Annotated in this window: 23 protein-coding genes and 2 pseudogenes; 4 read left to right on the top strand and 21 right to left on the bottom strand. The window is 72.5% G+C overall.

Annotated features, from left to right (window positions below; all coding sequences use genetic code 11):
* Positions 1-57 precede the first annotated feature (57 nt).
* From GEV43_RS17820 to GEV43_RS17800, 5 genes are all read right to left on the bottom strand, one after another.
* A complete protein-coding gene (locus tag GEV43_RS17820; RefSeq protein ID WP_160821674.1) occupies positions 58-2,577 on the bottom strand; it encodes an ABC transporter permease in 2,520 nt (839 codons plus the stop codon).
* A 5-nt stretch (positions 2,578-2,582) separates the two neighbouring features.
* Positions 2,583-3,359, bottom strand: coding sequence for an ABC transporter ATP-binding protein (locus tag GEV43_RS17815; protein WP_309239687.1), 777 nt, complete (start codon positions 3,357-3,359; stop codon positions 2,583-2,585).
* A 251-nt stretch (positions 3,360-3,610) separates the two neighbouring features.
* Complete coding sequence (locus tag GEV43_RS17810) at positions 3,611-3,865, bottom strand: chaplin family protein (RefSeq protein WP_160821672.1); 255 nt, start codon at positions 3,863-3,865, stop codon at positions 3,611-3,613.
* 160 nt (positions 3,866-4,025) lie between these two features.
* Positions 4,026-4,781 (bottom strand): response regulator transcription factor, encoded by a 756-nt coding sequence (locus tag GEV43_RS17805; RefSeq protein ID WP_160824589.1) that lies wholly within the window; start codon positions 4,779-4,781, stop codon positions 4,026-4,028.
* 104 nt (positions 4,782-4,885) lie between these two features.
* The gene (locus tag GEV43_RS17800) at positions 4,886-6,055 is read right to left on the bottom strand and encodes a sensor histidine kinase (protein ID WP_160821671.1); all 1,170 of its coding nucleotides are present in this window, start codon (positions 6,053-6,055) and stop codon (positions 4,886-4,888) included.
* A gap of 178 nt (positions 6,056-6,233) precedes the next feature.
* Here GEV43_RS17800 and GEV43_RS17795 point away from each other — a divergent pair, with 178 nt between their 5' ends.
* On the top strand, positions 6,234-7,232 hold the full coding sequence (locus GEV43_RS17795) for an SAM-dependent methyltransferase (RefSeq protein WP_309239686.1): 999 nt from the start codon (positions 6,234-6,236) through the stop codon (positions 7,230-7,232).
* Between the two features lie 42 nt (positions 7,233-7,274).
* On the opposite strand, the gene GEV43_RS17790 is transcribed toward GEV43_RS17795, so the two are convergent.
* The 3 genes from GEV43_RS17790 to GEV43_RS17780 form a co-directional block, all read right to left on the bottom strand.
* On the bottom strand, positions 7,275-8,483 hold the full coding sequence (locus tag GEV43_RS17790; RefSeq protein WP_160821670.1) for a cytochrome P450: 1,209 nt from the start codon (positions 8,481-8,483) through the stop codon (positions 7,275-7,277).
* A 204-nt stretch (positions 8,484-8,687) separates the two neighbouring features.
* Positions 8,688-10,007, bottom strand: a complete 1,320-nt coding sequence (locus tag GEV43_RS17785; protein WP_241682944.1) for a PH domain-containing protein — start codon at positions 10,005-10,007, stop codon at positions 8,688-8,690.
* A gap of 599 nt (positions 10,008-10,606) precedes the next feature.
* Complete coding sequence (locus tag GEV43_RS17780) at positions 10,607-11,281, bottom strand: PH domain-containing protein (protein WP_160821668.1); 675 nt, start codon at positions 11,279-11,281, stop codon at positions 10,607-10,609.
* 79 nt (positions 11,282-11,360) lie between these two features.
* Between GEV43_RS17780 and GEV43_RS17775 the strand changes: the two genes are divergently transcribed.
* Positions 11,361-12,509, top strand: a complete 1,149-nt coding sequence (locus tag GEV43_RS17775) for an NADH-quinone oxidoreductase subunit D (protein WP_160821667.1) — start codon at positions 11,361-11,363, stop codon at positions 12,507-12,509.
* A 27-nt stretch (positions 12,510-12,536) separates the two neighbouring features.
* On the opposite strand, the gene GEV43_RS17770 is transcribed toward GEV43_RS17775, so the two are convergent.
* Positions 12,537-13,229, bottom strand: coding sequence for an LLM class flavin-dependent oxidoreductase (locus GEV43_RS17770; protein ID WP_206681204.1), 693 nt, complete (start codon positions 13,227-13,229; stop codon positions 12,537-12,539).
* Positions 13,229-13,465 carry a hypothetical protein gene (locus tag GEV43_RS48095; RefSeq protein ID WP_206681203.1) on the bottom strand — a complete coding sequence of 79 codons (237 nt, stop codon included), beginning with the start codon at positions 13,463-13,465 and terminating at the stop codon, positions 13,229-13,231. The genes GEV43_RS17770 and GEV43_RS48095 overlap by 1 nt, the downstream gene beginning before the upstream one ends.
* Before the next feature lie 117 nt (positions 13,466-13,582).
* On the opposite strand from GEV43_RS48095, the pseudogene GEV43_RS56155 reads away from it, so the two are divergent.
* Positions 13,583-14,170, top strand: a pseudogene (locus tag GEV43_RS56155) (TetR/AcrR family transcriptional regulator); the annotation flags it as partial.
* Between the two features lie 55 nt (positions 14,171-14,225).
* On the opposite strand, the gene GEV43_RS17760 reads toward GEV43_RS56155, so the two are convergent.
* The 11 genes and pseudogenes from GEV43_RS17760 to dacB all read right to left on the bottom strand — a co-directional run bounded on the left by GEV43_RS17760 (position 14,226) and on the right by dacB (position 24,743).
* Positions 14,226-14,699 carry a DUF3180 domain-containing protein gene (locus GEV43_RS17760; protein ID WP_160821666.1) on the bottom strand — a complete coding sequence of 158 codons (474 nt, stop codon included), beginning with the start codon at positions 14,697-14,699 and terminating at the stop codon, positions 14,226-14,228.
* A pseudogene (gene folK, locus GEV43_RS17755) lies at positions 14,696-15,234 on the bottom strand (2-amino-4-hydroxy-6-hydroxymethyldihydropteridine diphosphokinase). The gene GEV43_RS17760 and the pseudogene folK overlap by 4 nt, the downstream one beginning before the upstream one ends.
* 44 nt (positions 15,235-15,278) lie before the next feature.
* On the bottom strand, positions 15,279-15,650 hold the full coding sequence (folB, locus tag GEV43_RS17750; RefSeq protein ID WP_206681202.1) for a dihydroneopterin aldolase: 372 nt from the start codon (positions 15,648-15,650) through the stop codon (positions 15,279-15,281).
* Positions 15,647-16,084, bottom strand: coding sequence for a nuclear transport factor 2 family protein (locus GEV43_RS17745; RefSeq protein ID WP_160821665.1), 438 nt, complete (start codon positions 16,082-16,084; stop codon positions 15,647-15,649). Before GEV43_RS17745 ends, folB begins: the two co-directional genes overlap by 4 nt.
* A complete protein-coding gene (gene folP / locus GEV43_RS17740) occupies positions 16,081-17,052 on the bottom strand; it encodes a dihydropteroate synthase (protein ID WP_164717201.1) in 972 nt (323 codons plus the stop codon). The genes GEV43_RS17745 and folP overlap by 4 nt, the downstream gene beginning before the upstream one ends.
* A gap of 91 nt (positions 17,053-17,143) precedes the next feature.
* The gene (gene folE / locus GEV43_RS17735; RefSeq protein WP_375539096.1) at positions 17,144-17,761 is read right to left on the bottom strand and encodes a GTP cyclohydrolase I FolE; all 618 of its coding nucleotides are present in this window, start codon (positions 17,759-17,761) and stop codon (positions 17,144-17,146) included.
* A 140-nt stretch (positions 17,762-17,901) separates the two neighbouring features.
* The gene (ftsH, locus tag GEV43_RS17730) at positions 17,902-19,902 is read right to left on the bottom strand and encodes an ATP-dependent zinc metalloprotease FtsH (RefSeq protein WP_160821664.1); all 2,001 of its coding nucleotides are present in this window, start codon (positions 19,900-19,902) and stop codon (positions 17,902-17,904) included.
* A 302-nt stretch (positions 19,903-20,204) separates the two neighbouring features.
* Positions 20,205-20,768 carry a hypoxanthine phosphoribosyltransferase gene (gene hpt, locus GEV43_RS17725; RefSeq protein ID WP_160821663.1) on the bottom strand — a complete coding sequence of 188 codons (564 nt, stop codon included), beginning with the start codon at positions 20,766-20,768 and terminating at the stop codon, positions 20,205-20,207.
* Between the two features lie 54 nt (positions 20,769-20,822).
* Positions 20,823-21,977 (bottom strand): tRNA lysidine(34) synthetase TilS, encoded by a 1,155-nt coding sequence (gene tilS / locus GEV43_RS17720; RefSeq protein WP_160821662.1) that lies wholly within the window; start codon positions 21,975-21,977, stop codon positions 20,823-20,825.
* 148 nt (positions 21,978-22,125) lie between these two features.
* Positions 22,126-23,241: a zinc-dependent metalloprotease gene (locus GEV43_RS17715; protein ID WP_160824584.1), complete on the bottom strand. Its 1,116-nt coding sequence runs from the start codon at positions 23,239-23,241 to the stop codon at positions 22,126-22,128.
* A gap of 236 nt (positions 23,242-23,477) precedes the next feature.
* Positions 23,478-24,743, bottom strand: coding sequence for a D-alanyl-D-alanine carboxypeptidase/D-alanyl-D-alanine-endopeptidase (gene dacB, locus GEV43_RS17710; protein WP_309239685.1), 1,266 nt, complete (start codon positions 24,741-24,743; stop codon positions 23,478-23,480).
* Between the two features lie 267 nt (positions 24,744-25,010).
* On the opposite strand from dacB, the gene GEV43_RS17705 reads away from it, so the two are divergent.
* Positions 25,011-25,502 (top strand): inorganic diphosphatase, encoded by a 492-nt coding sequence (locus tag GEV43_RS17705; protein ID WP_160821661.1) that lies wholly within the window; start codon positions 25,011-25,013, stop codon positions 25,500-25,502.
* Positions 25,503-25,591: the final 89 nt, after the last annotated feature.

Raw genomic sequence — 25,591 nt, 5'->3', positions numbered from 1 at the left:
CATGTCCGGACACGGGCCGCGGCCCCGGCGGACGCCTCGCCGGGGCCGCGGCGGCGCCTAGACGCTCAGCGACTCGACGATGGACGCCTTGGCCGCGCGGCGGGCCGGGAGGACGGCGGCGAGGACTCCGGCGACGGCCGCCAGGGCGATGAACCCGACGATCTGGAGGTACGGGACGGCGAACACGGCGTCATCGTCCATCGAACCCGTCGCCGCCCAGCCGAACCCGACGCCGAGCACGACCCCGGTGAACGCGCCGATCACGGCCATGACCAGGGCCTCGACCGACAGCATGCGGCGGAGCTGCCGCCTAGTGAGGCCGAGCGCGCGCAGCAGCGCCGACTCGCGGGTCCGTTCCACGACCGAGAGCGTGAGGGTGTTGGCGATGCCGAACAGCGCGATGATGATCGCCAGCCCGAGCAGCCCGCCGAAGATCATCAGCATCATGTCGATGGCGTCGGTGAACTCCTCCTTGATCTCGGCCGCCGAGGCGACCTTGACCGTCGGGTACGGGCGCGCGGCGTCCTGCACGACCGTGCGGGCGCTCGCGGCGGACACGCCGTCCTTGACCTTGACGTAGATCGCGTTCGGGCCCGGCGAGCCGAAGTGGCGGGCGAAGTCGGTGTCGGGCACGAGCACGTCCGGCAGCGGCAGGTCCCCGCCGTAGATCCCGACGATCTTCACCGGGACCGGGCCGCGCGGGGTCCGCACCTGCACGGTCGCGCCGGTGGCGAGCCCGCGGTCCTTCGCGAACAGGTCGCCGACGACGGCCGTTCCCGGCTTCAGGGCGGCGGCCGACCCGCTGGTGAACTCCGGCTTCAGCACCGTGCCGAGCGCGTCGCCGCTGACCATGCCGACCGTGGCCTGCGACGCCTCCGCGCCGAGCGAGGCGCCGGGCGCGGCGACCCCGGTCTCCTTCTCCTTCTTCTCGATGACGCGTTCGAACTCCGGCCGCTTGCCCAGCCCCTCGGCGAGGGCGCGCGGGATGGGCCTGGACTCGGAGTTGAGCTCGTTGTTGACCTGGAAGTCGACCGGGAACTGCTGCTGGAGCTGGTGTTCGGAGCTGACCTTCGCGCTCGCCCCGACCACCGCGAACAGGCTCATCAGCCCGACGCCGATGGTCAGCGCGATCGTGGTGGTCGCCGTCCGGTGCGGCGAGCGGCGCGCGTTCTCCACCGCGAGCCGTCCGGGCACGCCGCCGAGCCGCGCCGGGATCGCCCCGGCGACGCGGCCGAGCGGGCGGACCAGGGCGGGCATGACGGTGACGACGGCGAGGAACATCAGCCCGCCCGCGCCCGCCACCATGAACATCGACGACTCGCCCTTCTCCATCACCACCGCGCCGAGGAACGCGGCGCCGAGGCCGCCGACCGCGAACACGGCGGTCAGCACGGAGCGCACCCAGCCGAGCCGGAAGCGCCCGCCGCCCGGCTCCAGGTCGCTGCGCAGCGCGGCGACCGGCGCGACGCGGGTCGCGGCGCGGGCGGGCAGCAGCGCCGACAGGACGGTGACGACGATCCCGACCAGGAGCCCGACGACGACCGTACGGGGCGTGAGCGCGACGCCCGCAGTCGGCATGTTCGCTCCGAGCGCGTTGAACAGCGCCATCGCGCCGGCGCCGAGCCCGAGCCCGACGAGCAGCCCGGTCACGGACCCGACGAGCCCGACCACCGCCGACTCGGCGACGACGCCGCCGAACACCTGGCGGCGGGTCGCGCCGACGCAGCGCAGCAGCGCCATCTCCCGCATCCGCTGGGCGATCAGGATCGTGAACGTGTTGTAGATGACCAGCGCGGACACCAGCATCGCGACCAGCCCGAAGATCAGCAGCCCGGTCCGGATGATCTTGGTGTCGGCGCCGGCGGCCTTGGCGAGCGTCTCGCCGAGCCGCTTGCCCGTGTAGACCTCGTACTTCGGGCCGGCCGCCGCGGCGATCGCGGCCCGGTCCGAGCCGATGACGTCGATCTCCTCGACGCCCTTCTCACCGGTCATCAGCGCGGCGGTGGCCGGGTCGAACCCGACCGCGCCGCGCATGCTCGCGTCCTGGTCGATCCCGAAGTCGACCAGCCCGACCACGGTGAACCGGTGCGCGGCCCCCTTGGAATCGAGCACGGACACGGCGTCGCCGACCGAGAAGTGCTGGCGGCCCGCCGTACGGGAGTCGAGCACGGCCTCGCCGGACCCGCGCGGCACCCGTCCCTTGTCGAGGTCGTAGCGCAGCAGCCGGCCGTCCGGCACCGACAGCCCGACGGTCTGCATGTCGCCGACCGTCTTGCCGTCCCGGCCGACGAGGGCCGCGTCGCCCTTGACCTGCCCGTGCACGTCCTTCACGCCGGGCAGCGAGCGGATGCGCCCGACGAGCGCGGCGGGGATGTCCTCGGACGCGGTGGCGGACGGGCGCACCGCGTAGTCGACCTTGTCGGCGCCCCGCGCGAACGTCTGCTGGACGCCGCTGTCCATCGAGTCGGTCAGCACGAACGTGCCCGCGATGAAACCCACGCCCAGCGTGATCGCGACGGCGGTGAGCAGCAGCCTCAGCTTGTGGGCCCGCAGGCCCGCGAGTGTCGTCCTCAGCATCCGGCTCAGCCCCCGAGGCTCTTGAGCCGGTCGAGCACGGTGTCGGGCGTGGGCTGGAGGAGCTCGTTGACGACCACGCCGTCGCGCAGGAACACCACCCGGTCGGCGTACGACGCGGCGACCGGGTCGTGGGTGACCATCACGATCGTCTGGCCCATCTCCCGCACCGAGGCGCGCAGGAACCCCAGCACCTCGGCGCCCGCGCGCGAGTCGAGGTTGCCGGTCGGCTCGTCCGCGAAGATCACCTGCGGGCGGGCGACCAGCGCACGCGCGCACGCCACCCGCTGCTGCTGCCCGCCCGACAGCTCGTTCGGCCGGTGCGAGAGCCGGTCCCGCAGCCCGACGACGTCGACGACCTGGTCGAACCACGCCCGGTCGGCCTTGCGGCCCGACAGTTGCAGCGGCAGCAGGATGTTCTGCTCGGCGGTGAGCGTCGGCAGCAGGTTGAACGCCTGGAACACGAACCCCACCCGGTCGCGGCGCAGCAGCGTCAACTGCTTGTCGCTCATCCCGGTGATCTCCGCGTCGCCCAGCCGGACGGCGCCCTCGCTGACGGTGTCGAGCCCGGCCAGGCAGTGCATCAGCGTGGACTTCCCCGACCCGGACGGCCCCATGATGGCGGTGAACGCCCCCTGCGCGAACCCGACGCTCACACCGCGCAGCGCGTGCACGGCCGCGTCCCCTGAGCCGTACACCTTCGACACGCGGTCGGCGACGACGGCCGGCGGTGCGGCGGCGGGGCTCGGCGCGCCCCCGGGCGGACTGGCGAACGTGCTGGTCACGGCTTCTCCTTCGCGGACTCCATCGACGCGTCCAACGCTAGGAATCCGCGGCCCCCCTGCCATCGGCCCCATGGCCACGATGCGGATCAGCACTCTGGCTGGCGCACCCGCCCGCGTACGACCTTTGGCGTACGCGGCCGTCAACCCCCAAGGCGACCCGCGACCACGCGGGAGCGCCGGGCCCCCGATTTGCGGGGGTCCGGCGCTCTCGTGAAGGGGTCAGGCGCGCGCGGTCGCGCGCCGGCGGCCGGTCAGCGGTGGTGGTGGCCGGCCGGGGCCTGCTTGACGGAGGCGCCGCCGTGGCAGCCGGCGCCCGCGGTGCCGATGACCGCGATGGCGTTGCCGCAGACGTCGACCGGGACGCTGATGGGGGCGAAGATCTGGTTGCCGGAGATCACCCCGCCGCTGCCGTCGGTGTGGATGTCGGCGTTGGCCGGCGCGGCGGCCAGGACGGAGCCGGTGACGGCGAAGCCGAGGATGCCGGTGACTGCGAGCTTCTTGAGCACGTGAATCCTCCCGTACGTGGGCCCGAGGGGCCCCGAGTTGAGCAGGTGCTGATCCGCCGCGAGGGCGTGATCACGTACGGTAGTTATCCAGATACCCACCGGTAAGGGAAACCGGACCCCAAGGTCGAGGGAGAAAAGTCATCGCAAGGTAATCGCACCGTTACGGTAGGTGGTCGTTTTGCCCGCTCCTGACCAGACCCGTCTCGTACGCGAAGACGACGGCCTGCACCCGGTCGCGCAGGCCCAGCTTCATCAGGATCCGGCCCATGTGCGTCTTGACCGTCGCCTCCGAGACGTACAGCCGCCCGGCGACCTCCGCGTTGGACATGCCGCGCGCGACGAGCCGCAGCACCTCGCCCTCGCGGTCGGTCAGCGAGTCCAGCGCGCCGCTCGCCTGCCGCTCGGCGTCGGGCAGGTGCAGCGCGAACCGGTCCAGCAGCCGCTTGGTGGTGCTCGGCGCCACGACCGCGTCGCCGGAGTGCACCGCCCGGATCGCCTCGATGAGCTGCGCCGGCCCCGCGTCCTTGAGCAGGAAGCCGCCCGCCCCCGCCTTGATCGCCGCGAACGCGTACTCGTCCAGGTCGAACGTGGTCAGGATGATCACCTTGGGGCCGTCCGAGCCCGGCGCCGCGGCGGCGGACCGTCCGGCTCCCCCGGCGGCGCCCGCGGCGGCGGCACCGGCGGCGCCCGCCGCGCCCGCGCCTCCTGCCTGGCCGGCGACGATCCGGCGGGTCGCCTCGATCCCGTCCATGCGCGGCATCCGCACGTCCATCAGGACCACGTCGGCGGCCGTGCCGCGCAGCAGCTCCAGCGCCTGCGCGCCGTCGCCCGCCTCGCCCACCACCTCGATGTCGGGCTGCGCGTCGAGCACCATCGTGAAGCCCGCCCGGACGAGCTCCTGGTCGTCCACCAGCATCACCCGGATCGGGCGCTGCCCGGCCGGATCGCCGTCCAGACCGTCCAGCCCGTCCAGACCGCCGGGGCCCGCGCCCTGCCCGCCGTCCGCGCCCTGCCTGCCGTTCACGTGCGTACCTCCTCGCGTACCGGGACCCGCGCGACCACCTCGTACCCGCCGCCCGCGCGGGGCCCGGCCGCCACCGTGCCGCCGTAGACGGCGGCGCGCTCGCGCATGCCCGCCAGGCCGTGCCCGCGGCCGTCGTCGGCCGCCGAGGCGCCCCGGCCGTCGTCCACGACCCGGATCTCGACCGCGTCGCCGAGGTAGTGCAGCGCGACCCGCGCCTCAGCGCGCGGGCCCGCGTGCTTGAGGGTATTGGTCAGCGCCTCCTGGACGATGCGGAAGACGGTGAGCTGCCTCCCCTCCGACATCTCCTCCGGTACGCCCTCGACCGCGAACACCACCGGCAGCCCGGACGCGCGGACCTGCTCCACCAGCTCGTTCAACTGGCTCACGCCCGGCTGCGGGGCGAACGGCCCGGCCCCGTCGCCCTCGCGCAGCACGCCGAGCAGCCGCCGCATCTCCGCCAGCGCCTGCCGCCCGGTCGAGGAGATCGTCTCCAGCGCCTGCTTGGCGCGCCCGACGTCGGTCTCGATGGCGTACGACGCGCCGTCCGCCTGGACGACGATCACGCTCACGTTGTGCGCCACGACGTCGTGCAGCTCGCGGGCGATGCGGGCCCGTTCGGCGGCCATGGCCACCTGGACCTCGGTGTCGCGCTCGCGTTCGAGGCGCGCGGCACGTTCCTCCAGCGACCGCATGTAGGCGCGGCGGGTGCGCATGTGCAGCCCGAGGATCCACGTGCCCGCGACGAGGACGACCAGCGTGATCCCGGTGCTCTGCGCGTCCTCGGCGGTGATGGACCACCGCGCCAGGACCAGCAGCGAGCCGAGCTGGCCGACGAGCATCGCGGCCAGGCCCCACCGGAACGAGCGGCCCGCCGCCACGGTGTAGAGCACCATGAGGAACGAGGCGTTCGGCGGGATCGGATGGATGCCGACCACCCACTGCGCGAACGAGATCAGGGAGATCACGGCGAACGTCGTGCGCGGCAGCGTCCGCCGGAACACGAGCGGGAAGATCAGCACGGTGGTCAGCACGAGCACCTTGAGCTCTCCCAAGGCGTACGCGCCGCCGGTGGCGCCGAGCAGCGAGAGCAGCAGGAGCGGGAAGGCGAAAGCGGCGTCGACCAGCGGCGTCTTCGTCCGCCACCAGTCCCAGATTCTGCCGACCATGCTCCCAGCGTAAGTTCCCGCAGGTCAGCCCCGGATCACCCAAAGGTCTGACGCTCCGTACGCCCCAAGGAGGGGCGGTTTCCCGGCCGCTCCCATGACCGGCCCGCGACCCGGACGGGGCCGCCCGCGGGGCGGCGGGCGGGGGCGATCAACCGGCGCGCGCGATAACGTCGCAGTCGTGGCGGCGTGGATGACGTGGCGGACCGCGATGGACCGGGCGTTGTACGGTGCGGACGGTTTCTACCGGCGAGGAGAGCGCCCCGCCGAGCATTTCCGTACGTCGGTGCACGCCTCGCCGCGTTTCGCGTCCGCGCTGGCCCGGCTGCTGGCCGAGGTGGACGAGGCGCTGGGGCATCCGGCGCGGATCGACCTGGTCGACGTGGGCGCCGGGTCCGGACGGCTGCTCGCCAACATCCTCGCGACCGCCGACGCCCCGCTCGCCGCGCGGCTCGCGCCCGTCGCCGTGGAGATCGCGCCCCGCCCGCCCGACGTCCCCGAACGCGTCGAGTGGCGCGAGGACCTGCCCGACGGCATCACGGGCCTGGTCATCGCGAACGAGTGGCTCGACAACGTTCCGCTGGACGTCGTGGAGCAGACGCCCGACGGCCCCCGCACGGTCCTGGTGGACCCGGCGTCGGGCGCCGAACGGCCCGGCCCCGCGCCGTCCCCCGAGGACCGGGACTGGCTGGAGCGGTGGTGGCCGCTGCGCGAGCCGGGCGAACGCGCCGAGATCGGCCGTCCGCGCTGCGCCGCCTGGGCCGCGGTGGTCGGACGGCTCGTTCGCGGGATGGCGGTCGCGATCGACTACTCGCACGCGCGGACGGCCCGTCCCGTCTACGGGACCCTGGCGGGATACCGGGACGGCTCGACCGTGCCCGCCGTCCCGGACGGGTCGTGCGACGTGACCGCGCACGTCGCCCTGGACGCCTGCACCGCCGCGGGACGCGACGCCGGCGCGACCGCCACGCTGCTGACCACGCAGCGCGCGGCGCTGCGGGGCCTCGGCCTGTCCGGCGCGCGCCCGGCCGTCGAGGCCGCGCACCACGACCCGCGCGGCTACCTGGCCGCGCTCTGCGCCGCCGGAGAGGACGCCGAGCTAACCGACCCGACGGGCCTGGGCGGCTTCGGCTGGCTGGTCCAGACGGTCGCGATCCCCGTTCCGGCCGTCCTGTCCTGACGCGTCCCCGCGTCCACGCGCGCCCGCGCAGACGCCCAGGGGTCAGCACTCCACGTGCAGCGCCTCCAGGCCGCGCAGGACGAAGCCGGGCTTCCACGCCGGCTCCTCGGCGAGTCGGAGCGCGGGCGCGAGGCGCAGGAGCGCGCCGTACGACTCGGCCAGTTCGACGCGCGCGAGCGGCGCGCCGAGGCAGAAGTGGATGCCGAGGCCGAACGAGATGTGCGGGTTCGGGTCGCGGCCGAGGTCGAGGCGGTCCGGCTCGGCGAAGACCGACGCGTCGCGGTTGGCCGACGCGAACTGCAACGCGACCTCCGCGCCGCGCGGGATGTCCACGCCGGAGACGGAGACGTCCTCCAGGATCCACCGCTCGAACATCGGCGACGGCGTGTCGTACCGCAGCAGCTCCTCGACGGCGGTCGGCACCAGCGCGTGGTCCGCGCGGAGCCGTTCCAGCTCGCCGGGGTTGCGGAACAGGGCCCACCAGCCGTTGCCCGTCGCGTTCACCGTCGCCTCGTGGCCCGCGTTGAGGAGCAGCACGCAGGTGCCGATCAGCTCGTCCTCGGTAAGGCGGTCTCCCTCGTCCACGACCTGGGCCAGGGCGCTGATGAGGTCGTCGCGGGGTTCCGCCGCGCGCGCCCGCGCGAGGGCGCGCAGGTAGTCGGAGAACTCCGTGGCGGCGCGCACGGCCGTACGCTGCGCCTCCATCGACGGGTTCAGCTCGAACATGCCGCAGATCCCGGCGGACCACGGGCGCAGCAGCGGCCGGTCCTCGGCGGGGACGCCCAGCATCTCGGCGATCACGGTGACCGGCAGCGGCTCGGCGACCTCGGCGATCAGGTCGCCGCCGCCCTTCGCCGCCAGCGCCCCGGCGAGGTCCTCGGCCAGCGCGCGGACCATCGGCCGCAGCCCCTCGACCATCCGCGCGGTGAACGCCTTGGCCACGAGCCTGCGCAGCCGCGTGTGCGTGGGCGGTTCGAGTTCGAGCATCCCGGCGCGGTTGAGGTCCCAGAACGGCCGCAGGAACTCCGGCTCCGGCTCCCGTCCGAACTTCTCGTGCCCCGCGACGTGCAGGTACGTCCGCCCGAGCCGCCGGTCGCGCAGCAGCGCGTCCACGTCCGCGTGGCGGCTGACCACCCACTGCCCGGTCGGCTCGTCGAAGTAGACCGGCCGTTCCGCCCGGAGCCGCTCGAACGCCGGGTACGGATCGGCAACGAAATCAGGCGACCACGGGTCATAAGCCACATCGCTCATGCCCAGACGATAAGCCCGCACCCCCTCCCGCACCGCGCGGTTCCACCGACGGCCCGTTCCAGCGGCGAACGGCCCTGGAGACGGGCCGTTCCAGCGGCGAACGGCCCTGGAACGGCCCGTCTCCAGTGGCGAACGGCTCTACGCGACGGACGGCGCTAACGGCGGACGGGGCCTAACGGCGAGCAGGCTTAGCGGCGGACGGTCTTAACGGCGGGTCGCCCAGCGGGCGGGGTCGCCGCCGGACCTGCGGGCCGCCTGCGCGCGGAAGGCCGCCGAGTCCACGATCGCGCGCGCCTCGCCCAGGTCGCGGTCGGCGGCGGCGACCTGGACCGGTCCGGGCGGCGCGTCCACGTGCACGGTCGCGAGCCCGAGGAGGCGCTGGACGGGATTCACGGTGAGCCGCACGCTCTGCGCCCGCGCGTGCGCGATGACGTCCGTCCGGCGGCACAGCCATCCGTGCCGCGTCACGAAGACCTTGTCGTCCGTCCCGGCCGCGTCCGGGCGATCGAGCGCGACCGCCTTGTCCGAGGCGGGCAGCAGCGGAACCGCGTCCACGTCCGCGCCGGGGAACACCTGCGCCACCATCGCCATCGCGACCGCCCTCGGCGCGACCGGCAGCAGCGTGGACGACAGCGCCTGCCGTTCGCCCGCGTAACCGGCGATCGTCACATCAACGCGCGCCCACCCGAATCCGCGCCAGATCGCGGGCTCCACCACGCTCACGGCCTGCACGCGTCCGGGAGGCAGCGTCTGCATGCGCGTCTCCAGCAGGCCGTACCGGAGCCGTACGCCGTCCGGAGACATCGCGGCGCGGAAGTTGGCGTACATCACCAGCGGTGCCGCGACCGCACGGATCAGGCCCAGCAGCGCCGGAACGGCCACCGCGAGCATTCCCGCCTCGGCCCACAGCAGCATCAGGACCAGCGAGACGAAAAACAGGATCGCCGTGCCGATGACGGGCAGCCGCAAGACCAGAGATCCGAGAAGCGCTCCGAACGGCACGCGCCACAAGGGCCGTTCCGGTGCTTCGGGTGTATGCCCGGGGAGTCCGGCGGCGCGCGCCAGAAGTTCCGCACGCAAACGCTGCGCGGTGTCCCGTCCCAGGTAACGCAGCGCGATCTCGCTCTGCTCGCCGCCCGCCAGCTCGACCCGTACCTCCGCCAGCGAGAACACCCGCGTTACCAGCGGCCGTACGACATCAATGGCCTGCACGCGCGACAACGGGATTCTCCGCCTCCGCTTACGCAGAACGCCGGTCTCCACCACCAGATCGCTGCCGTCCACCCGGAACCGCAACGCCAGCCACGCCCACAACCCCGAACCGGACGCGATCACCCCCATCGGCACGGTCACGGCCACGAACCGTACGACCACTTCTGGACTCAGCTCGAACGCCACCCCGGAAGGCGTCTGCGTCAGCAGCAGCGGAAAGCCCAGCAGCACGAAGTACACGATGAGGAACACGAACGCCCGCAACGGCGCCGTGGCCCAATGCAGCCGATGCGTCCCCTCAGAGAACGGCAACGGCGGCGCCGCCACCTGATATCCGTACCCGCGCCTCGCATATCCGGGAGGCGCGTGTGCAGCACCTGCATATCCGGGGCCCGCATATCCGGGAGGCGCGTGCCTGGGAGGTGCGTAGCCGGGAGGGGGAGGGGGTGGGGGACTTTGCGGTGCAGAGCCGGGCGACAGATAACCCGTCTGCCCGTAACCGGGCTGCGCGTATCCGGGCTGCGCGTGCCCAGGCTGTACGTAGCCGCGCGGCGGATATCCGGGCTGCACGTAACCGGGCGGCGGGTGACCGGGTTGCGCGGTCATGGGAGCCGCCGGTCCTTCAGCCGGTCCGGGCGTTTGGCTGTTGTCCGGGGAGCCAGGGGGCAGGTAAACGGGCTTCGCGCCGTCGGCTCCCGGAGGAGGGCCTGCGATTCCGTACTCCGGACGGCCGGGCGGTGCGTACTCCGGGCCATACGCTCCGTACGGCGCGCGTCCCAGGGAAGTCTGGCCTTCAGCGTCGGTTCTCGCCCGTACGGGCTCCTCGCCGTTGCCGGGCACATTCTCGGACCCGTCGCCAGGGACGCCGGGATCACCCGGGACTCCGGGGTCGCCGGTGCTGTGCGGGGGCTTCACAGGCCCATGTTCCGCTCTTCGCCCTTGCGGGCGAGACGGTCGCGGAGCATCGCGGCCTCCGCGGCGGGGACGCTGGGGATCGTGGCGTCCGTCGCCGCCGCGGCGGTGTGCATGCGGACGGTCGCGATGCCCATCCAGCGCTCCAGCAGCCCCGCGGTCACGTCCACGAACTGCATCCGCCCGTACGGGACGACGATGAGCCGCCGTACGAAGACGCCGTGGGTGACGATGAGGTCGTCCGCCCGTTCGGCGTACCCGACCGAACGGTGCGCCAGCTCCGCGATAATCCCCGTGAGGACGACCGCGACCACGACGGCGGCCACCCACAGCAGGGCGCCGGGCAGCCCGCCGTTCCGCGAGACCAGGAAGCCGCCCACGGCCGCGGCCGGGACCGCGCACACCGCGGCCATCGCCACCCGCTGCCACGTGTGCCGCGGTGAGATCCGCGTCCACTCCAGCCCGTCCCCCGCGGCGAACGCCGACCCGGCCGCGTACTCCGACCGCGACACGGCGGCGGCGTCCGGCGGAGGTCCGGGGACGGCGGCGCCGGCCTCGCGCGGCGCGTCCGGCGCATCCGAAGCGTCCGGGAAGTTCGGGACGGCCGACGCGGCCGGGGCGGCGGCGGGGGTGGAAACGGGGCCTGATGGCGGTTCGCCATGACTTGCGTTCATTGCCCTCTAGTCAACCGGAAAACGTGCGCCGCACGCCATGGGACTATGGAGGAGTGACCCGAGCGGCGGAGACGCGACCATGACCACCGAACGGATCGTCGGGATCGGGGCGGGCGCCAAGGAGCTCGCCACCGAGGACATGACCCTCAACATCGGGCCCCAGCATCCCTCCACGCACGGGGTGCTCCGGCTGCGGCTGACGCTCGACGGCGAACGGATCTCGGCGGCGGAGCCGATCATCGGCTACATGCACCGGGGCGCGGAGAAGCTGTTCGAGGTGCGCGACTTCCGGCAGATCATCGTGCTGGCCAACCGGCACGACTGGCTGTCGGCGTTCTCCAGCGAGCTCGGGGTCGTGCTCGCGGCCGAACGGATGCTCGGCATGGAGGTGCCCGCGCGGGCGGTCTGGACGCGCACGCTCCTCGCCGAGCTCAACCGGGTGCTCAACCACCTGATGTTCCTCGGGTCGTACCCGCTGGAGGTGGGCGCGATCACGCCGATCTTCTACGCGTTCCGTGAGCGCGAGACGTTGCAGCGCGTCATGGAGGAGATCTCCGGCGGGCGGATGCACTACATGTTCAACCGGGTGGGCGGCCTGAAGGAGGAGCCGCCCGCCGGGTGGACGGGCCGCGTCCGCGAGGCCGTGTCCGGCGTCCGGGGCGGCATGTCGCAGATCGCCGACCTCATCATGGGCAACGAGATCTTCCGCGCGCGCACGCGCGGGGTGGGCGTCATCACCCGCGAGCAGATCCTCCAGTACGGGGTGTCCGGGCCGATCGCGCGCGCGGCGGGCGTCGACTTCGACCTGCGCCGCGACGAGCCGTACCTCGCCTACGGGGAGCTCGACACGCGCGTGGTGACCCGGACGGAGGGCGACTGCCTGGCCCGGTTCGAGTGCCTGCTCGACCAGGTGTACGCCTCGCTCGACCTGGCGGACGCGTGCCTGGACCGCCTGGCCGGGCTGCCGCCGGGGCCGATCAACCAGCGCCTGCCGAAGGTGCTGAAGGTCCCGGAGGGCCACACGTACGCCTGGACGGAGAACCCGCTCGGCATCAACGGCTACTACCTGGTGTCGCGCGGCGAGAAGACCCCGTGGCGGCTGAAGCTGCGGTCGGCCTCGTACAACAACGTCCAGGTCCTCGCCGAGCTGCTGCCCGGCAACCTGGTAGCCGACATGATCGCCATCCTCGGCTCGATGTTCTTCGTCGTCGGCGACGTCGACAAGTGACCCCGCCCCGCGCCCGGCGGGCGGACGTCACGCCGTGAGCAGCGGGGCCAGGCGTTCGAGCACGTCCACGGCGGACGGCAGGTCGGCGGCGAGCGGGTTCAGCAGGACGTGGTCCGCGCCGGCGTCCAGGTGCGCGCGGAGCCGGGCGGCGACCGCGGCCTCGTCCCCCCAGGCCAGCACGTCGTCCACGAACCGGTCGCTGCGCTCGCCACCGAGGTCCTCGTCGCCGTAGCCGAGGCGCCGGTAGTTGCGCTCGTACGGGCCGCCCCGCGTCCGTCCGCGGCCGCCGAAGACCGCCCGGAACGCGCCGCGCGCGGCGTCCGCGCCGGTCTCGACCAGCAGGAACTGGTGCGGGATCAGCAGCGCGTCCGGACCGGCCGCCTCGCGCGCGATCGCCGTGTGCCGGACGGGCTGCATGAACGGGTGGACGCCGTCGGCGCGTTCGGCGGCGAGCGCGTGCGCCTTCGGCCCGAGCGCCGCGAGCACGCGCGGGTACCGGACGTCCGGCAGGACGGTCCGCGCGGTCTCGTCCATCGCGTCGAGGTACTCGCGCAGCGCCGTCAGCGGCCGGTCGCCCCGCTGCCCGCCGAGGCCCAGCACGAACCGGCCCGGGTACGCCTCGGCGAGCGTGGCGGCGGCGCCGTGCATGGCGGCCGGGTGGCGCATGCCGACGTTGGCGATGCCGGTGCCGACGACGAGGCGTTCGGTCGCGGCGAGCATCAGGCCGTGCTGGGTGAACGCCTCGCGCCCGACGCCCGGCGAGTCCGCGGGGGCTCGCCGCTCCACAGCGACCCGTACCCGAGCCGTTCGATCCGGGCGAACTGCTCGCGCTGCACCGCGACCGGCGTCGCGTGCAGCGTGACCGGCATCAGCCACACGCCGAACGAGCCGAGCCGCCGCCGCGTCCCGTCCAGCGCCGTCGTCCCGCCCAGCGCCGTGGTCCCGTCCGCGGTCATCGCGCCTCCTCCGAGAGATAACCGGAGGCAGCCTCCGGCTTGTCTCGGACTACGATAGGGAGGCCGACTCCGTTTAGCAATCCCGGGGCGGCCCGCGATCGAGACCGGAGGGCGACCATGGGCGACGGCACGGCCCCACAGCCCCCGCGCGCCGGCACGGCCGCACGGCCCATGCGCGCCGACGCGCGGCGCAACTACGACAGGCTCCTCGCGGTCGCGCGGGACGCGTTCGCCGAACGCGGCATCGAGGCGTCCCTGGAGGACGTCGCGCGGCGCGCGGAGGTCGGCATCGGCACCCTCTACCGGCACTTCCCGACGCGCGACGCGCTGCTCGAAGCCCTCCTGCGCGAACGGTTCGACGCGCTCACCGCCAAGGGGCGCGCGCTGCTGGACCGGCCCTGCGACCGCGCCGTCCTGCTCGACTGGACGCGCTCGTTCATGGAGATGCTCGGCACCTACCGGGGCCTCACCGCCGCGCTCACGGCGACGCTCGCGGACGAGACGTCCGAGCTGCACGCGTCCTGCGCGGCGATGCGCGGCACGGGCACGGCGCTGCTCGTCCGGGCGCAGGAGTCGGGCCTGGTCCGCACCGACGTGGACGCGAGCGAGTTCATGACCCTCGTCAACGGCGTCACGTGGGGCAACGAGCAGTCGTTCGCCGGCTCCCCCGAACGCCTCGACAAGCTCCTCGGCATCGTCTTGGACGGCCTCGCCCCCGCTGACACGCGACGCGGCCAACGGGAGAAAGAGCCCAGCGGAGTCAGGCCCGGGACGAGCCCCGTTCGCGGTGCTCCTCGTCAGGGTCCTTCGGCACGCGGCAGGCGTACTCCAGGAAGAACGCGGCGCCCGTCAGCACCACCGCGGCCAGGAACGTGCCGCCGCTGACGAAGAAGTCCTGCCGCGGCGTCGGCTTGTCGAGCGAGTCGGCCAGCGACAGCGCGAAACCGCCGAACAGGCCCGCCAGGACCGTCGCCGACAGCGCGGTCGCCTTGCCGAGGGCGGCCATCCGCGCGACGACGAGGGGCTCGACGGGGCGGGTGTTGGGCTTGCGGCGGATGCGGCGCAGCACGTTCACGCCCGTGACGCCCTCGCCGAGCGCGAGGAGCAGCAGCGTCGGGACGGCGGTCCAGGGCAGCGGCGGCAGCGACACGTACGCCGTGCGCAGCACCGCCCAGGTGATCGCCGCGACGACGACCACCAGGGCGAGCAGGAACAGGGGGCGGGTGGCCTTCATGCAGGCGGCTGCAAGGTCAGGTCCTCCCGGCGGCGGACGGCCGACGGGCCTCCTTCCGCCGCCTTCGCGTCGGCCAGGTCGCCGACCCTGCCGTGCCCCGGCAGCAGCACGTCGGGCTCGATGTCGGCCCACGGCACCAGCACGAACGCCCGCTCGTGCGCGCGCGGGTGCGGAAGCGTCAGATCCGGGTCTTCGGACGAGACGTTCCCGAAGACCACGATGTCGATGTCGAGCGTGCGCGGGCCCCAGCGGACCTTGCGCACCCGCTGCATCGAGTGCTCGATGTTGAGAACGCGTTCGAGGAGGTTCTCCGGGGGAGCCGGGTGTCGGCGACGAGCACCACGTTCAGGTAGTCGCCCTGCTCCGGGAGCGCCTCGCCGGGCGGCGCGTACGGCGCGGTCTCGTACACCGGGGACAGCGCCACGTAGGACAGTCCCGGCGCGTCGAACAGCGCGTCGACGGCCTCCTGGATGTTGTCCAGGCGGTCGCCGAGGTTGCTGCCGAGCGAGAACACGACCCGATGCTGGACGAGCATGTGTCCACCGGTCGCGGTGCGCTCGGGCATGCGGTCGGACGCTGTCATGGGCGACTCCTCCTGATCTTCACGGCCACGTCCGTGAAGGGGTGCGGCACCGGGGCGCTCGGCTTGTGGACGGTGACCTCGGCCTCCGCCACCGTCGCGTCTTCCAGGCAGATCTTCGCGAGCCGTTCGGCCAGCGTTTCGAGGAGGTTGACCGGTTCCCCCTCGACGGCGGCGACCAGCCGCCCCGCGAGCGATCCGTAGTCGACGGTACGCGACAGATCATCGCCGGCGGCGGCCGGGCGGGTGTCGAGCCCGAGCGAGACGTCCACCACGAACTCCTGCCCCAGCTCGCGTTCCGCCGGGAGGCAGCCGTGCCGGCCCCGCGCCCTCAGCCCCCGCAGCTCGATCCGGTCCATCGCGTCGCTCATTCCTCGCCGGCCTCCGCGCCGTTCAGTATGGGGGACCCGTGGTGGAGCAGGAGCCGCCACGCGCCGTCCGAGCGGACGAACACGTTGGTGGCCACGATGCTCCCTCCCGCGAGGAACCCGGCCTCCGTGCCCTCGTCGGCGGTCAGGACGTTCTCCTTGCACGTGACCACCGCATGGTCACCGTAAACATCACTTTCCACGTCTGTCAGGACGAACTGGATGTACGCCGTGTTGGCCATGATCAGCGCCCAGGACCGCAGCACCTCGTCGCGCCCGCGCAGCATCGGCCACCCCGGATGCACGCACGACACGCCGTCGGCGTAGGCGCCGTCGGCCCACACCGCCGCCATCCGGTCGAGGTCGCCCTCCTCGAACGCGGCGTAGAACTCGGCATGGGCCTCTTCGAGGTCGGCCCCGTCCACCGCCCTGCTCACGCGCTGCCTCCCGTTCGCTCGTCCGGTCCGGAAGCGTCCCGCGGCTGCGCCGCCGGGCCCATCGCCTCGCCGAGCGCGGCGGCCCACTCCCCCGTCGGCCCCGAGCCCGCGGGGCCCGCCGCGAGCCGTACGGCGGCGGCGACCCGCACGGCGTCGGCGTTGGGCCGGACGCGGTGCACCCGCACCGCCCACGCGCCCGCGACGGCGGCCAGCGCGGAGATCGCGACGGTGGCGTCGTCGCAGTCGTTGAACGAGCGCGGTGTCCCGTCCGGGCCCGCCAGCAGCTTGCCGAGGAACTGCTTGCGCGACGCGCCCACCAGCACCGGGTAGCCGCTCGCGAGCAGCGCGTCCAGATGCGCGAGCAGCGCCCAGTTATGCGCGGAGCTGGGCTTCTTCGCGAACCCGAGCCCCGGGTCCAGAACGACCATCGAGGGGTCGACGCCCTCCGCCAGCACGGCGTCCACCCGGCGCAGCAGCTCGTCGCGCACCTCGCGCACCACGTCGTCGTACAGCGCCCTGGTCTGCATGTCGTGGCTGTGCCCGCGCCAGTGCATGACCACGTACGGGACACCCGCCGCCGCGACGACGCGCGGCATGTCGGGGTCGGCGAGACCGCCGCTGACGTCGTTGACGAGCCGCGCCCCTGCGGCGACGGCGGCTTCGGCGACCTCCGCGCGCATCGTGTCGATGCTCACCGGAACGCCTTCGGCCGTGAGCGCCTCGATCACCGGAACGACGCGGCGCAGCTCCTCCTCGCGGGAGACCCGCTGCGCCCCCGGCCGCGTGGACTCGCCGCCCACGTCGACCACGTCGGCGCCCTCGGCGACCAGGTCGAGCCCGTGCCGGATCGCCTTGTCGGCGTCGAACCACGCCCCGCCGTCGGAGAACGAGTCGGGAGTCACGTTGACCACGCCCATGACGAGGCACCGCCCTGGCGCGGGCAGCCCCGAAACGGCGGCACTGGTCATGCGGTCAACCCTATGCCTAGAACGGCCCCCTCGATCCCGCCGCCCCCGCCCCGCGAACGGGCGCCTCCGGGCCCGTACCGCACGGCCCGGGTCAGCGGCCGAGAATGAGGCTCATAGCCTCCGCACGCGTCTCCGCGTGGTCACGGAAGTCACCGCGCACCGCCGACGTGACGGTCTTGGCGCCCGGCTTCCGAACGCCGCGCATCGTCATGCACAGGTGCTCGGCCTCGACGACCACGATCACGCCTCGCGGCTCCAGGATGCGCATCACCGCGTCGGCGACCTGGCTGGTCAGCCGCTCCTGCACCTGCGGCCGCCGCGCGTAGACGTCGACCAGCCGCGCCAGCTTCGACAGCCCGGTGATCTGCCCCTTCTTGTTGGGCGTGTACCCCACATGCGCCAACCCGTGGAACGGCACGAGGTGATGCTCGCAGGTGGAGTAGACCTCGATGTCCTTGACCAGGACCATCTCGTCGTGGTCGGCCTCGAAGACCTTGTTGAGGGCGTCCTCGGGGGCCTGGCGGAGGCCGGCGAACTGCTCGGCGTAGGCGCGGGCCACGCGGGACGGGGTGTCGCGGAGGCCGTCGCGTTCGGGGTCCTCGCCGATGGCGAAGAGGATCTCGCGGACGGCGCGTTCGATGCGGGCGTGGTCGAACTTCGCGACGTCCGGCAGCCCGTCGCCCGCGGCGATGTCGTCGAACGCGCTCAGCGCGTCGCCGCGTCCGGCGGTGTCGCGCGGGGACGCAGGGACGGGCGCGGCCTGCGGGGTGCTCGATGCGCGGGAAGGCCCGCCGGAGACCTCGGTCTCCGGCGGGCCGTCCTGCCGTGATGCCTCGTCACGCAAAACGATCAGCTCTCGCCCGGGGCCGGGTCGGCGGCGGGCTCGCTCGCGCCCTGACCGTTGTTCTTGGTCAGGTCGGCGACGTCCTGCGGGCCCATCAGGGCGAGCTCCTTCGGCGTCAGCACGGGCGGCCGGTCGGACGGGAGCCGCTTGCCGTAGCCGGTGTAGGAGTTCTGGAGCGGACGCTTCTGGATCGGGGAGAAGATCCGCAGGACCTGGTCCTTGGAGAGCGTCTCCTTCTCCATGAGGTTGACCACCAGGTCGTCCAGGACGTCCCGGTACTCGACCAGGATCTCCCAGGCGGCGTCGTGGGCGGCCTCGATGTAGCGGCGCACCTCGTCGTCGATCGCGGACGCGATGTCCTCGGAGTAGTCGCGCTCGTGGCCGACGTCGCGGCCGAGGAAGACCTCGCCCTGCCCGGTGCCGAACTTGCGGGCGCCGAGGCGCTCGCTCATGCCGTACTCGGTCACCATGTTGCGGGCGATCGAGGTGGCCTTCTCGATGTCGTTGGCCGCGCCGGTGGTCGGCTCGTGGAACACCAGCTCCTCGGCGGTACGGCCGCCCAGCAGCATCGCGAGCTGGTCGGTCATCTCCGAGCGGGTGGTGAGGAACTTGTCCTCCATCGGCAGGGTCATCGTGTAGCCGAGGGCCCGGCCGCGGGGCAGGATCGTGACCTTGTGCACCGGGTCGGAGTTGGGCAGCGCGTGGGCCACCAGGGCGTGCCCGCCCTCGTGGTACGCGATGATCTTCTTCTCCTTCTCCGACATCACCCGGGTCTTGCGCTCGGGCCCGGCCATGACGCGGTCGATGGACTCCTCAAGGGTGTCCATGTCGATCAGCTTGCGGTCGAAGCGGGCGGTCAGCAGCGCCGCCTCGTTGATCACGTTGGCGAGGTCGGCGCCGGTGAAGCCCGGCGTGCGGCGCGCGATGACGTCCAGCTCGACGTCCGGCGCGAACGGCTTGCCGCGGCCGTGCACGCGCAGGATGCCCTTGCGGCCCTCCAGGTCGGGACGGTCGACGGTGACCTGCCGGTCGAAGCGGCCCGGGCGCAGCAGCGCCGGGTCGAGGATGTCGGGGCGGTTGGTCGCCGCGATCAGGATCACGCCGCCCTTGACGTCGAAGCCGTCCATCTCGACCAGGAGCTGGTTGAGGGTCTGCTCGCGCTCGTCGTGGCCGCCGCCGAGGCCCGCGCCGCGGTGCCGGCCGACGGCGTCGATCTCGTCGATGAAGATGATCGACGGGGCGTTGGTCTTGGCCTGCTCGAACAGGTCGCGGACGCGGGAGGCGCCGACGCCCACGAACATCTCGACGAAGTCGGAGCCGGAGATCGAGTAGAAGGGGACGCCCGCCTCGCCCGCGACCGCGCGGGCCAGCAGGGTCTTGCCGGTGCCGGGCGGGCCGTACAGCAGCACGCCCTTGGGGATCTTGGCCCCGATGGACTGGAACTTCGCCGGGTTCTGGAGGAAGTCCTTGATCTCCTCAAGCTCCTCCAGGGCCTCGTCGGCCCCGGCCACGTCCGCGAAGGTGGTCTTCGGCGTGTCCTTGGTGATCAGTTTCGCCTTGGACTTGCCGAAGTTCATCACCCGCGAGCCGCCGCCCTGCATCTGGTTCATGATGAACAGGAAGATCAGCACGATGACCACGATGGGCAGCAGGCTGAACAGCAGGTTGAGGAAGAAGCTCTGCTTGGGGACCTCGACGTTGTAACCGCCGGGGAGCTTGTTCTGCGCGGCTTGCTGCTGGAGTTGCTCCTGCAGTCGGATGCCCTGGCCGTCGACCCAGGAGGCCTGCTGCTGCTTGCCGTTGGTGAGCGTGACCTCGATCCGCTGGTCCTTGTCGATGATCTTGGCGGACTTCACCTGGCCCGCGGCGATCTCCTGGACCACCTTGGAGGTGTCGGTCTTCTCGTACGAACGGCCGGGGTTGACGCCCCACATGACGAGGGCGACCAAGAGGCCGAACAGCAGGATCCACAGCAGCGGCCCGCGAAAATAGCGCTTCACGTCCATTTATCCGGTTACCCCTTCGGGGCCCGTCCCTCCTGACCAACGTCTGTGTGCGATCCTCGCCCGTCCCGAGGACGGACGCCACTGCGAACCGACTCGTGCACGGCAGGCCCGTCGCCTGGGGCGCCCACCCGCCTAAGCGGTCTCTCCATCATGCGGCCCCGGGCCGAAAACGGCCCGGAACAACGACGGTACACCGCAGGGCACAGCGGACGCAGCCAGCGCCGATCCCCTGATCCTCTCGATATACCCGTCAACGCTCTTTGCAACGATCGGTAAGGGCGCCTTGTTCCCCAGGGGGCGGCTCAGCCCCCCTGGCCTCCGTAGACGTGCGGGGCGAGCGTGCCCACGAACGGCAGGTTGCGGTATTTCTCGGAGTAGTCGAGGCCGTAGCCGATGACGAACTCGTTGGGAATGTCGAAGCCGATGTACTTCACGTCGAGCTCGGCCTTGACCGCCTCCGGCTTGCGCAGCAGCGCGCAGATCTCCAGGGACGCCGGCCCGCGCGACCGCAGGTTGCTGACCAGCCACGACAGCGTGAGACCCGAGTCGACGATGTCCTCGACGATCAGCACGTGCCGGTCGAGGATGTCGGTGTCGAGGTCCTTGAGGATGCGCACCACCCCCGAGGACTTCGTACCGGACCCGTACGACGAGACGGCCATCCAGTCCATGGACGCCGGCGTGTGCAGCGCCCGGGCCAGGTCCGCCATGATCATGACGGCGCCCTTGAGCACGCCCACCAGCAGCAGGTCCTCGCCCGCGTAGTCGTCGTCGATCTGCCCCGCCAGCTCCCGCACCTTGGCCTGGAGCCGGTCCTCGGGGATCAGTACCTTCGCCAGGTCGCTGCCCAGGTCCTTCTCGTCCACAACCCCACCCTCGTTGTCGCGACCACACGACCGCGCCACGTGGCCGAACGCGCGTCACCCCGGACCGAACAGCAGCCTTCCACACCGCCGGAACGCGCGTACGCCCCCCGGCAGATCGACGCGCCGCTGCCCGCGCCAGGCCGTGACCAGCCGATCCACTTCATCGACGTGAACGGCCGCGAGCGTACCCGGTGGGCTTCCCGCCTCGATCGCCGCCATCCGCAACACCCGGGTCCGTACCGCACGAGGCAGGTCGGCCACCCCTTCCACCCCGAGCACCACGACGGCCTCTCCTTCCACGGAACGCTGCCCTTCACCCGGTGCGTCCTCGTCGGCTCCCTGCGTCTCGTCCGTAACGGGCCGGTTCTCCTCGGCGGCTTGGCTTCGCGGGTGCTCTGCGGGTGCGTGTTCGCTTTGCGCGAAGAGGGCGTCGTGCTCACGCTCCGTTAGCTCTGAGTATGCGCGAGTGGCGAATTCGTCCAAGGCATCGGCGTCGTCCCGCAGCATTCGGGCGGTACGAGCGAGCGCGGCAGGGATTCCGGGGCCGAGCGCGTTTTCGAGGGCCGGGAGGGCGTCGTGCCGTACGCGCACGCGCGTGTAGGCGGGGTCGTCGTTGTGCGGGTCGTCCCAGGGCTCAAGGCCCATCGCCTGGCAGGCGCGGCGCGTGGTTTCCCTGTCGAGCTCCAGCAACGGACGGTGGTAGCGCACACCGCCTTCCCCGCGTACTTCCCCGCGCACGAATGTCGGCGGCATGCCCGCCAGGGAACGCGCTCCCGAACCCCGCGCCAGGCCCATCAGGACGGTCTCGGCCTGGTCGTCGCGGGTGTGTCCCAGGAGAACGGCCGCGGCGTTCAGGCGGCGCGCCGCCTCGTCCAACGCGTCGTACCGCGCGATGCGTGCGGCGTTCTCGGGTCCGCCCTCGGCTCCCACGTCGACGGCGACGGACCCGGCGGGATCAAGCCCGAGATCGGCCAGCGTCCGTACAACGAGGGTGGCGCGCTTGGCGGAGTCGTCCTGCAATCCGTGGTCGATCGTGACCCCGCCCGCCGGACGCCCGGAGCGCGGGGCCTCGAACGCCAGCGCCGCCGCCAGCGCCAGCGAATCGGCTCCGCCGCTGCACGCGGCCAGCACCATCGCGCCGGGCGGCAGGTCGGCGAGCACGCGCCGTACCGCCAGTCTCACGGTCGCGACCGCAGGATCAGGCCCCATGCCAAATCTCTACCACGCCCCTGTTTCGCCCTTCGTCCGCCGGGAGCCGCGCCGTCTCGCGCGGATATCCGGGGAATTCGGGCTGGACGCGTCCCTCGCCGCGTTCCCGGTTGTACGGCCGACGCGGGCGCGTTCGCCGGGGAGGGGTTCAGGCTTCGTTGGCCTCGGGCGGGGCGCTGTCCAGGGCGCGGGGGCCGATCACCCTGTCCATCCAGAGCGCCGGCTCCTTGATCTCGTCGTGGGTGGGCAGCGTGGCGGGCGACTGCCAGATCTGGTTGAAGCCGCCCATGCCGACCTCCGCGACGACCCTGTGGACGAACCGCGATCCCTCGGCGTACTGCTTCATCTTGAGGTCGATGCCGAGGAGCCTGCGGATCGTCTTGTCCATCCGCGAGCCGCCGTCGCGGCGGCCCTGGAAGCGGGAGCGGATCTGCTGGACGGACGGCACCACCTCGGGGCCGACCGCGTCCATCACGTAGTCGCCGTGGCCCTCCACGAGGGTCATCACCGCGGTGAGGCGGTCGAGGATCTCCCGCTGCTCCGGCGTCTGGATCGCGTCGATCAGGTTGGCGTCGCCGCCGCGCACCGCGTCGGCGACGGCCTCCGCCGCGTCGCGGATGCGGTCGAGCATCGCGCCGGGGTCGAGGTCGGACGCGAGCAGGAAACGGGTCATCTGGTCCTGCACGTACTCGCGCAGCCACGGCACCCCGGTGAACTGCGCGCGGTGCGTCTCCTCGTGCAGGCACACCCACAGCCGGAAGTCGCGCGAGTCGACGGAGAGCTCCTGCTCGACCTGGACGATGTTGGGCGCGACGAGCGTGAGCCGCCCCGTGGGCGCGCGGCCCGACGGGTCGGGCGGCAGGAAAAGCTCGTACTGCCCGAGAACGCGGCTCGCCATGTAGGCGAGGATCGCGCCGACCTGCATGCCGGTCACCCGCGAGCCGATCGCCTCCACGACCACACCGCCCGGCCCTCCGCTCAGCAGGCCGCCGCCCCGGCGCTCCTGCATCTGCTCCATCAGCGGTTCGAGGACCACGCGGAAGCCGTCCAGATTGGCGCGGATCCAGCCGGGACGGTCGACGACCGTCGCGGGCGCGGGGTCGTCCTCGGACGCCATGCCGGTGAAGTCGCGTACGTGCCCGTGCGCGAGGGCGGACAGGTCACGCAGTTCCGCCACGACCTCCCTCGCCTCGTCGTGGCTGACCTGGGGCCCGGGCCGGACGAGCCGGGTCCCCGTCTGGACCGCCACGTTCCAGTCGATCATTGAGGCGCTCATGTACTCCACCGTACGTTTCAGTGATGGCGCCGGAGCGCCCTGCACGATCGTTCAACGAACAACCGATCTGGTTATCTCCCGTACGGCTTTGCCCACACTCCGCACCGCCGTCCGACCTCAGCTTCTCGGGTTTCCGACGGGCCCGCCACGGCGCTCCTACGGACGGACGTCCGTACGACCGGTGACGGCCATTCCCGGGGCCGTTCGCAGGGCCGTTCGCGGGCTCATCCGCAGCCGCAGCTCGCCACGGCGGCGGCGAGGCGGTCGAGACCGCCCGGATCGACCGGCGTCTTGCCGTCGCCCGCCATGAACGCGAACGCGAGGAGCCGCCCGTCCGCGTCGTACGCGACCCCGGCGAGCGTGCTGACGCCAGACAGGGTGCCGGTCTTGGCGCGGACCAGTCCGGCGCCCGCCTGGCTCGCGGGGACCGTGTAGCGCGGCGGGCGCAGCGTTCCCGAGAACCCGGCCACCGGCATGCCTGTGATGACGGACCGCAGTTCGGGATGGTCGGGAGAGGCGGCCAGGGACGCCAGGCGCGCCAGGGCGAGCGGCGTGATGCGGTTGAGGGGCGACAGGCCGCTCCCGTCGTTGACCGACACGCCGTCGGCGGCGTCGAGGCCCGCGAGGACCTGCCGGACGGCCTGCGCCGCGCCGGTGAACGACGCGGGCGCGCCCCGCCGGATCGCGACCTGCCTCGCCATCGCCTCGGCGACGTCGTTGTCGCTTTCGGTCATGAGGTGCTCGATCAGAGCGGACGCTGTCGGCGACTGCACCGCACCGAGCCGTACGGCGCCCTTTTGTGCTCTCGTGCCCCTGCCCGCCTTGGCCGCGACCCCGTACCGCGTGAGGAGCCGGGCGAACGACGCCGCCGCAGCGGCGGGAGGGTCCGCGACGCGCGATTTGCTAGCGGGGTCGTTCGGCGCGACCCGTCCCTCGTCGACTGTCAAGGCGCTCACGGGGGCGACCTCGCCGTCGGGCAGGTAGTTGGGCTTCCACCCGGGCGCGGTGCGCGGTCCCTGATAAGCGGACGCGTCGTAGTCCACCCGGACGCGCCGTACTCCGGACGGTTTGAGCGCCGCAGCGGTCTGCCTGGCCAGGTCCGCCAACGACGCGTACGGCGGGTGGCCGGCTTCCGGGCGCGCGGGCAGGGCGGTCAGGGTAGGATCCCCGCCTCCGACCAGTACGATTCCGCCTCCGGAGCCCCGGACGACCTGCGTGGTGATGCGGTGGCCCGGCCCGAGCGCGGCGAGCGCGGCCACGGTCGTGGCCAGCTTGGTCGTGCTGGCCGGGGTGGCGGGCCGGCCCGCGCCCTGCTCGAACAGCGGCCGGCGGGTCACCGCGTCGATCACCACCGCGTTGATCTTCGCACCGGCCCCGCCCATCAGCCCCGACAGCCGCCCCGCCAGGGCGGACGCGTTCGGGACGCGGGCTCCTCCGGGGTCGGCGGCGGGCGCGGGGGCCGCCGCGGAGACCAGTTCCCGCGCGGCCACGCCGGGAGGCTGGGGCGACAAATGCCGCTCCGGTGTGAGTTTGGCCACTGCCAGCCCCGCGGCGACGGTGAAAACATTAAGGAGGGACAGTGTCACCATGGCGAGGGTGCGGCCCTGTACGCGCACCTGACCGCCCCTCTCCCACTCAGCACTCACCAACGTGCGACATCCTTATATAAGGGAACACCCACCCTGTGGGGGTCGGCCTCGCCCGCTCAGACTCCCGAAAGACTATTCACTGCGACCGCGCAGGGAGCGGAGGACATCTTGGATTTCGACGTCACCATTGAGATCCCGAAGGGCCAGCGGAACAAGTATGAGGTGGACCACGAGTCCGGCCGCATCCGGCTCGACCGGATGCTGTTCACCTCGACCCAGTACCCGGCCGACTACGGGTTCATCGAGGACACGCTGGGCGAGGACGGCGACCCGCTGGACGCGCTCGTCCTGCTCCAGGAGCCGACGTTCCCCGGCTGCCTGATCCGGTGCCGCACCGTTGGCATGTTCCGGATGACCGACGAGGCCGGTGGTGACGACAAGGTCCTGTGCGTCCCCGCGACCGACCCGCGCCAGGAGCACCTGCGCGACATCCACCACGTGCCCGAGTTCGACCGCCTGGAGATCCAGCACTTCTTCGAGGTCTACAAGGACCTGGAGCCCGGCAAGTCCGTCGAGGGCGCGAGCTGGACCGGCCGGGTCGAGGCCGAGGCCGAGATCGAGCGCTCGCGCAAGCGCTTCGTCGACCAGGGCGGTCACTGAGCTTCCAGGACGGCGCCGCTTCCGCTCCCCGCCGTTCCCGCCGCCGCACGCACGCGACGGCACGAGAACCCTTCCGTACGGCTCGTCCC

The organism is Actinomadura sp. J1-007 (assembly GCF_009793335.1).
Classification (GTDB): domain Bacteria; phylum Actinomycetota; class Actinomycetes; order Streptosporangiales; family Streptosporangiaceae; genus Spirillospora; species Spirillospora yumaensis.
The sequence above is the reverse complement of the archived record's forward strand: the minus strand, read 5'-3'. Positions and strand labels throughout refer to the sequence as shown.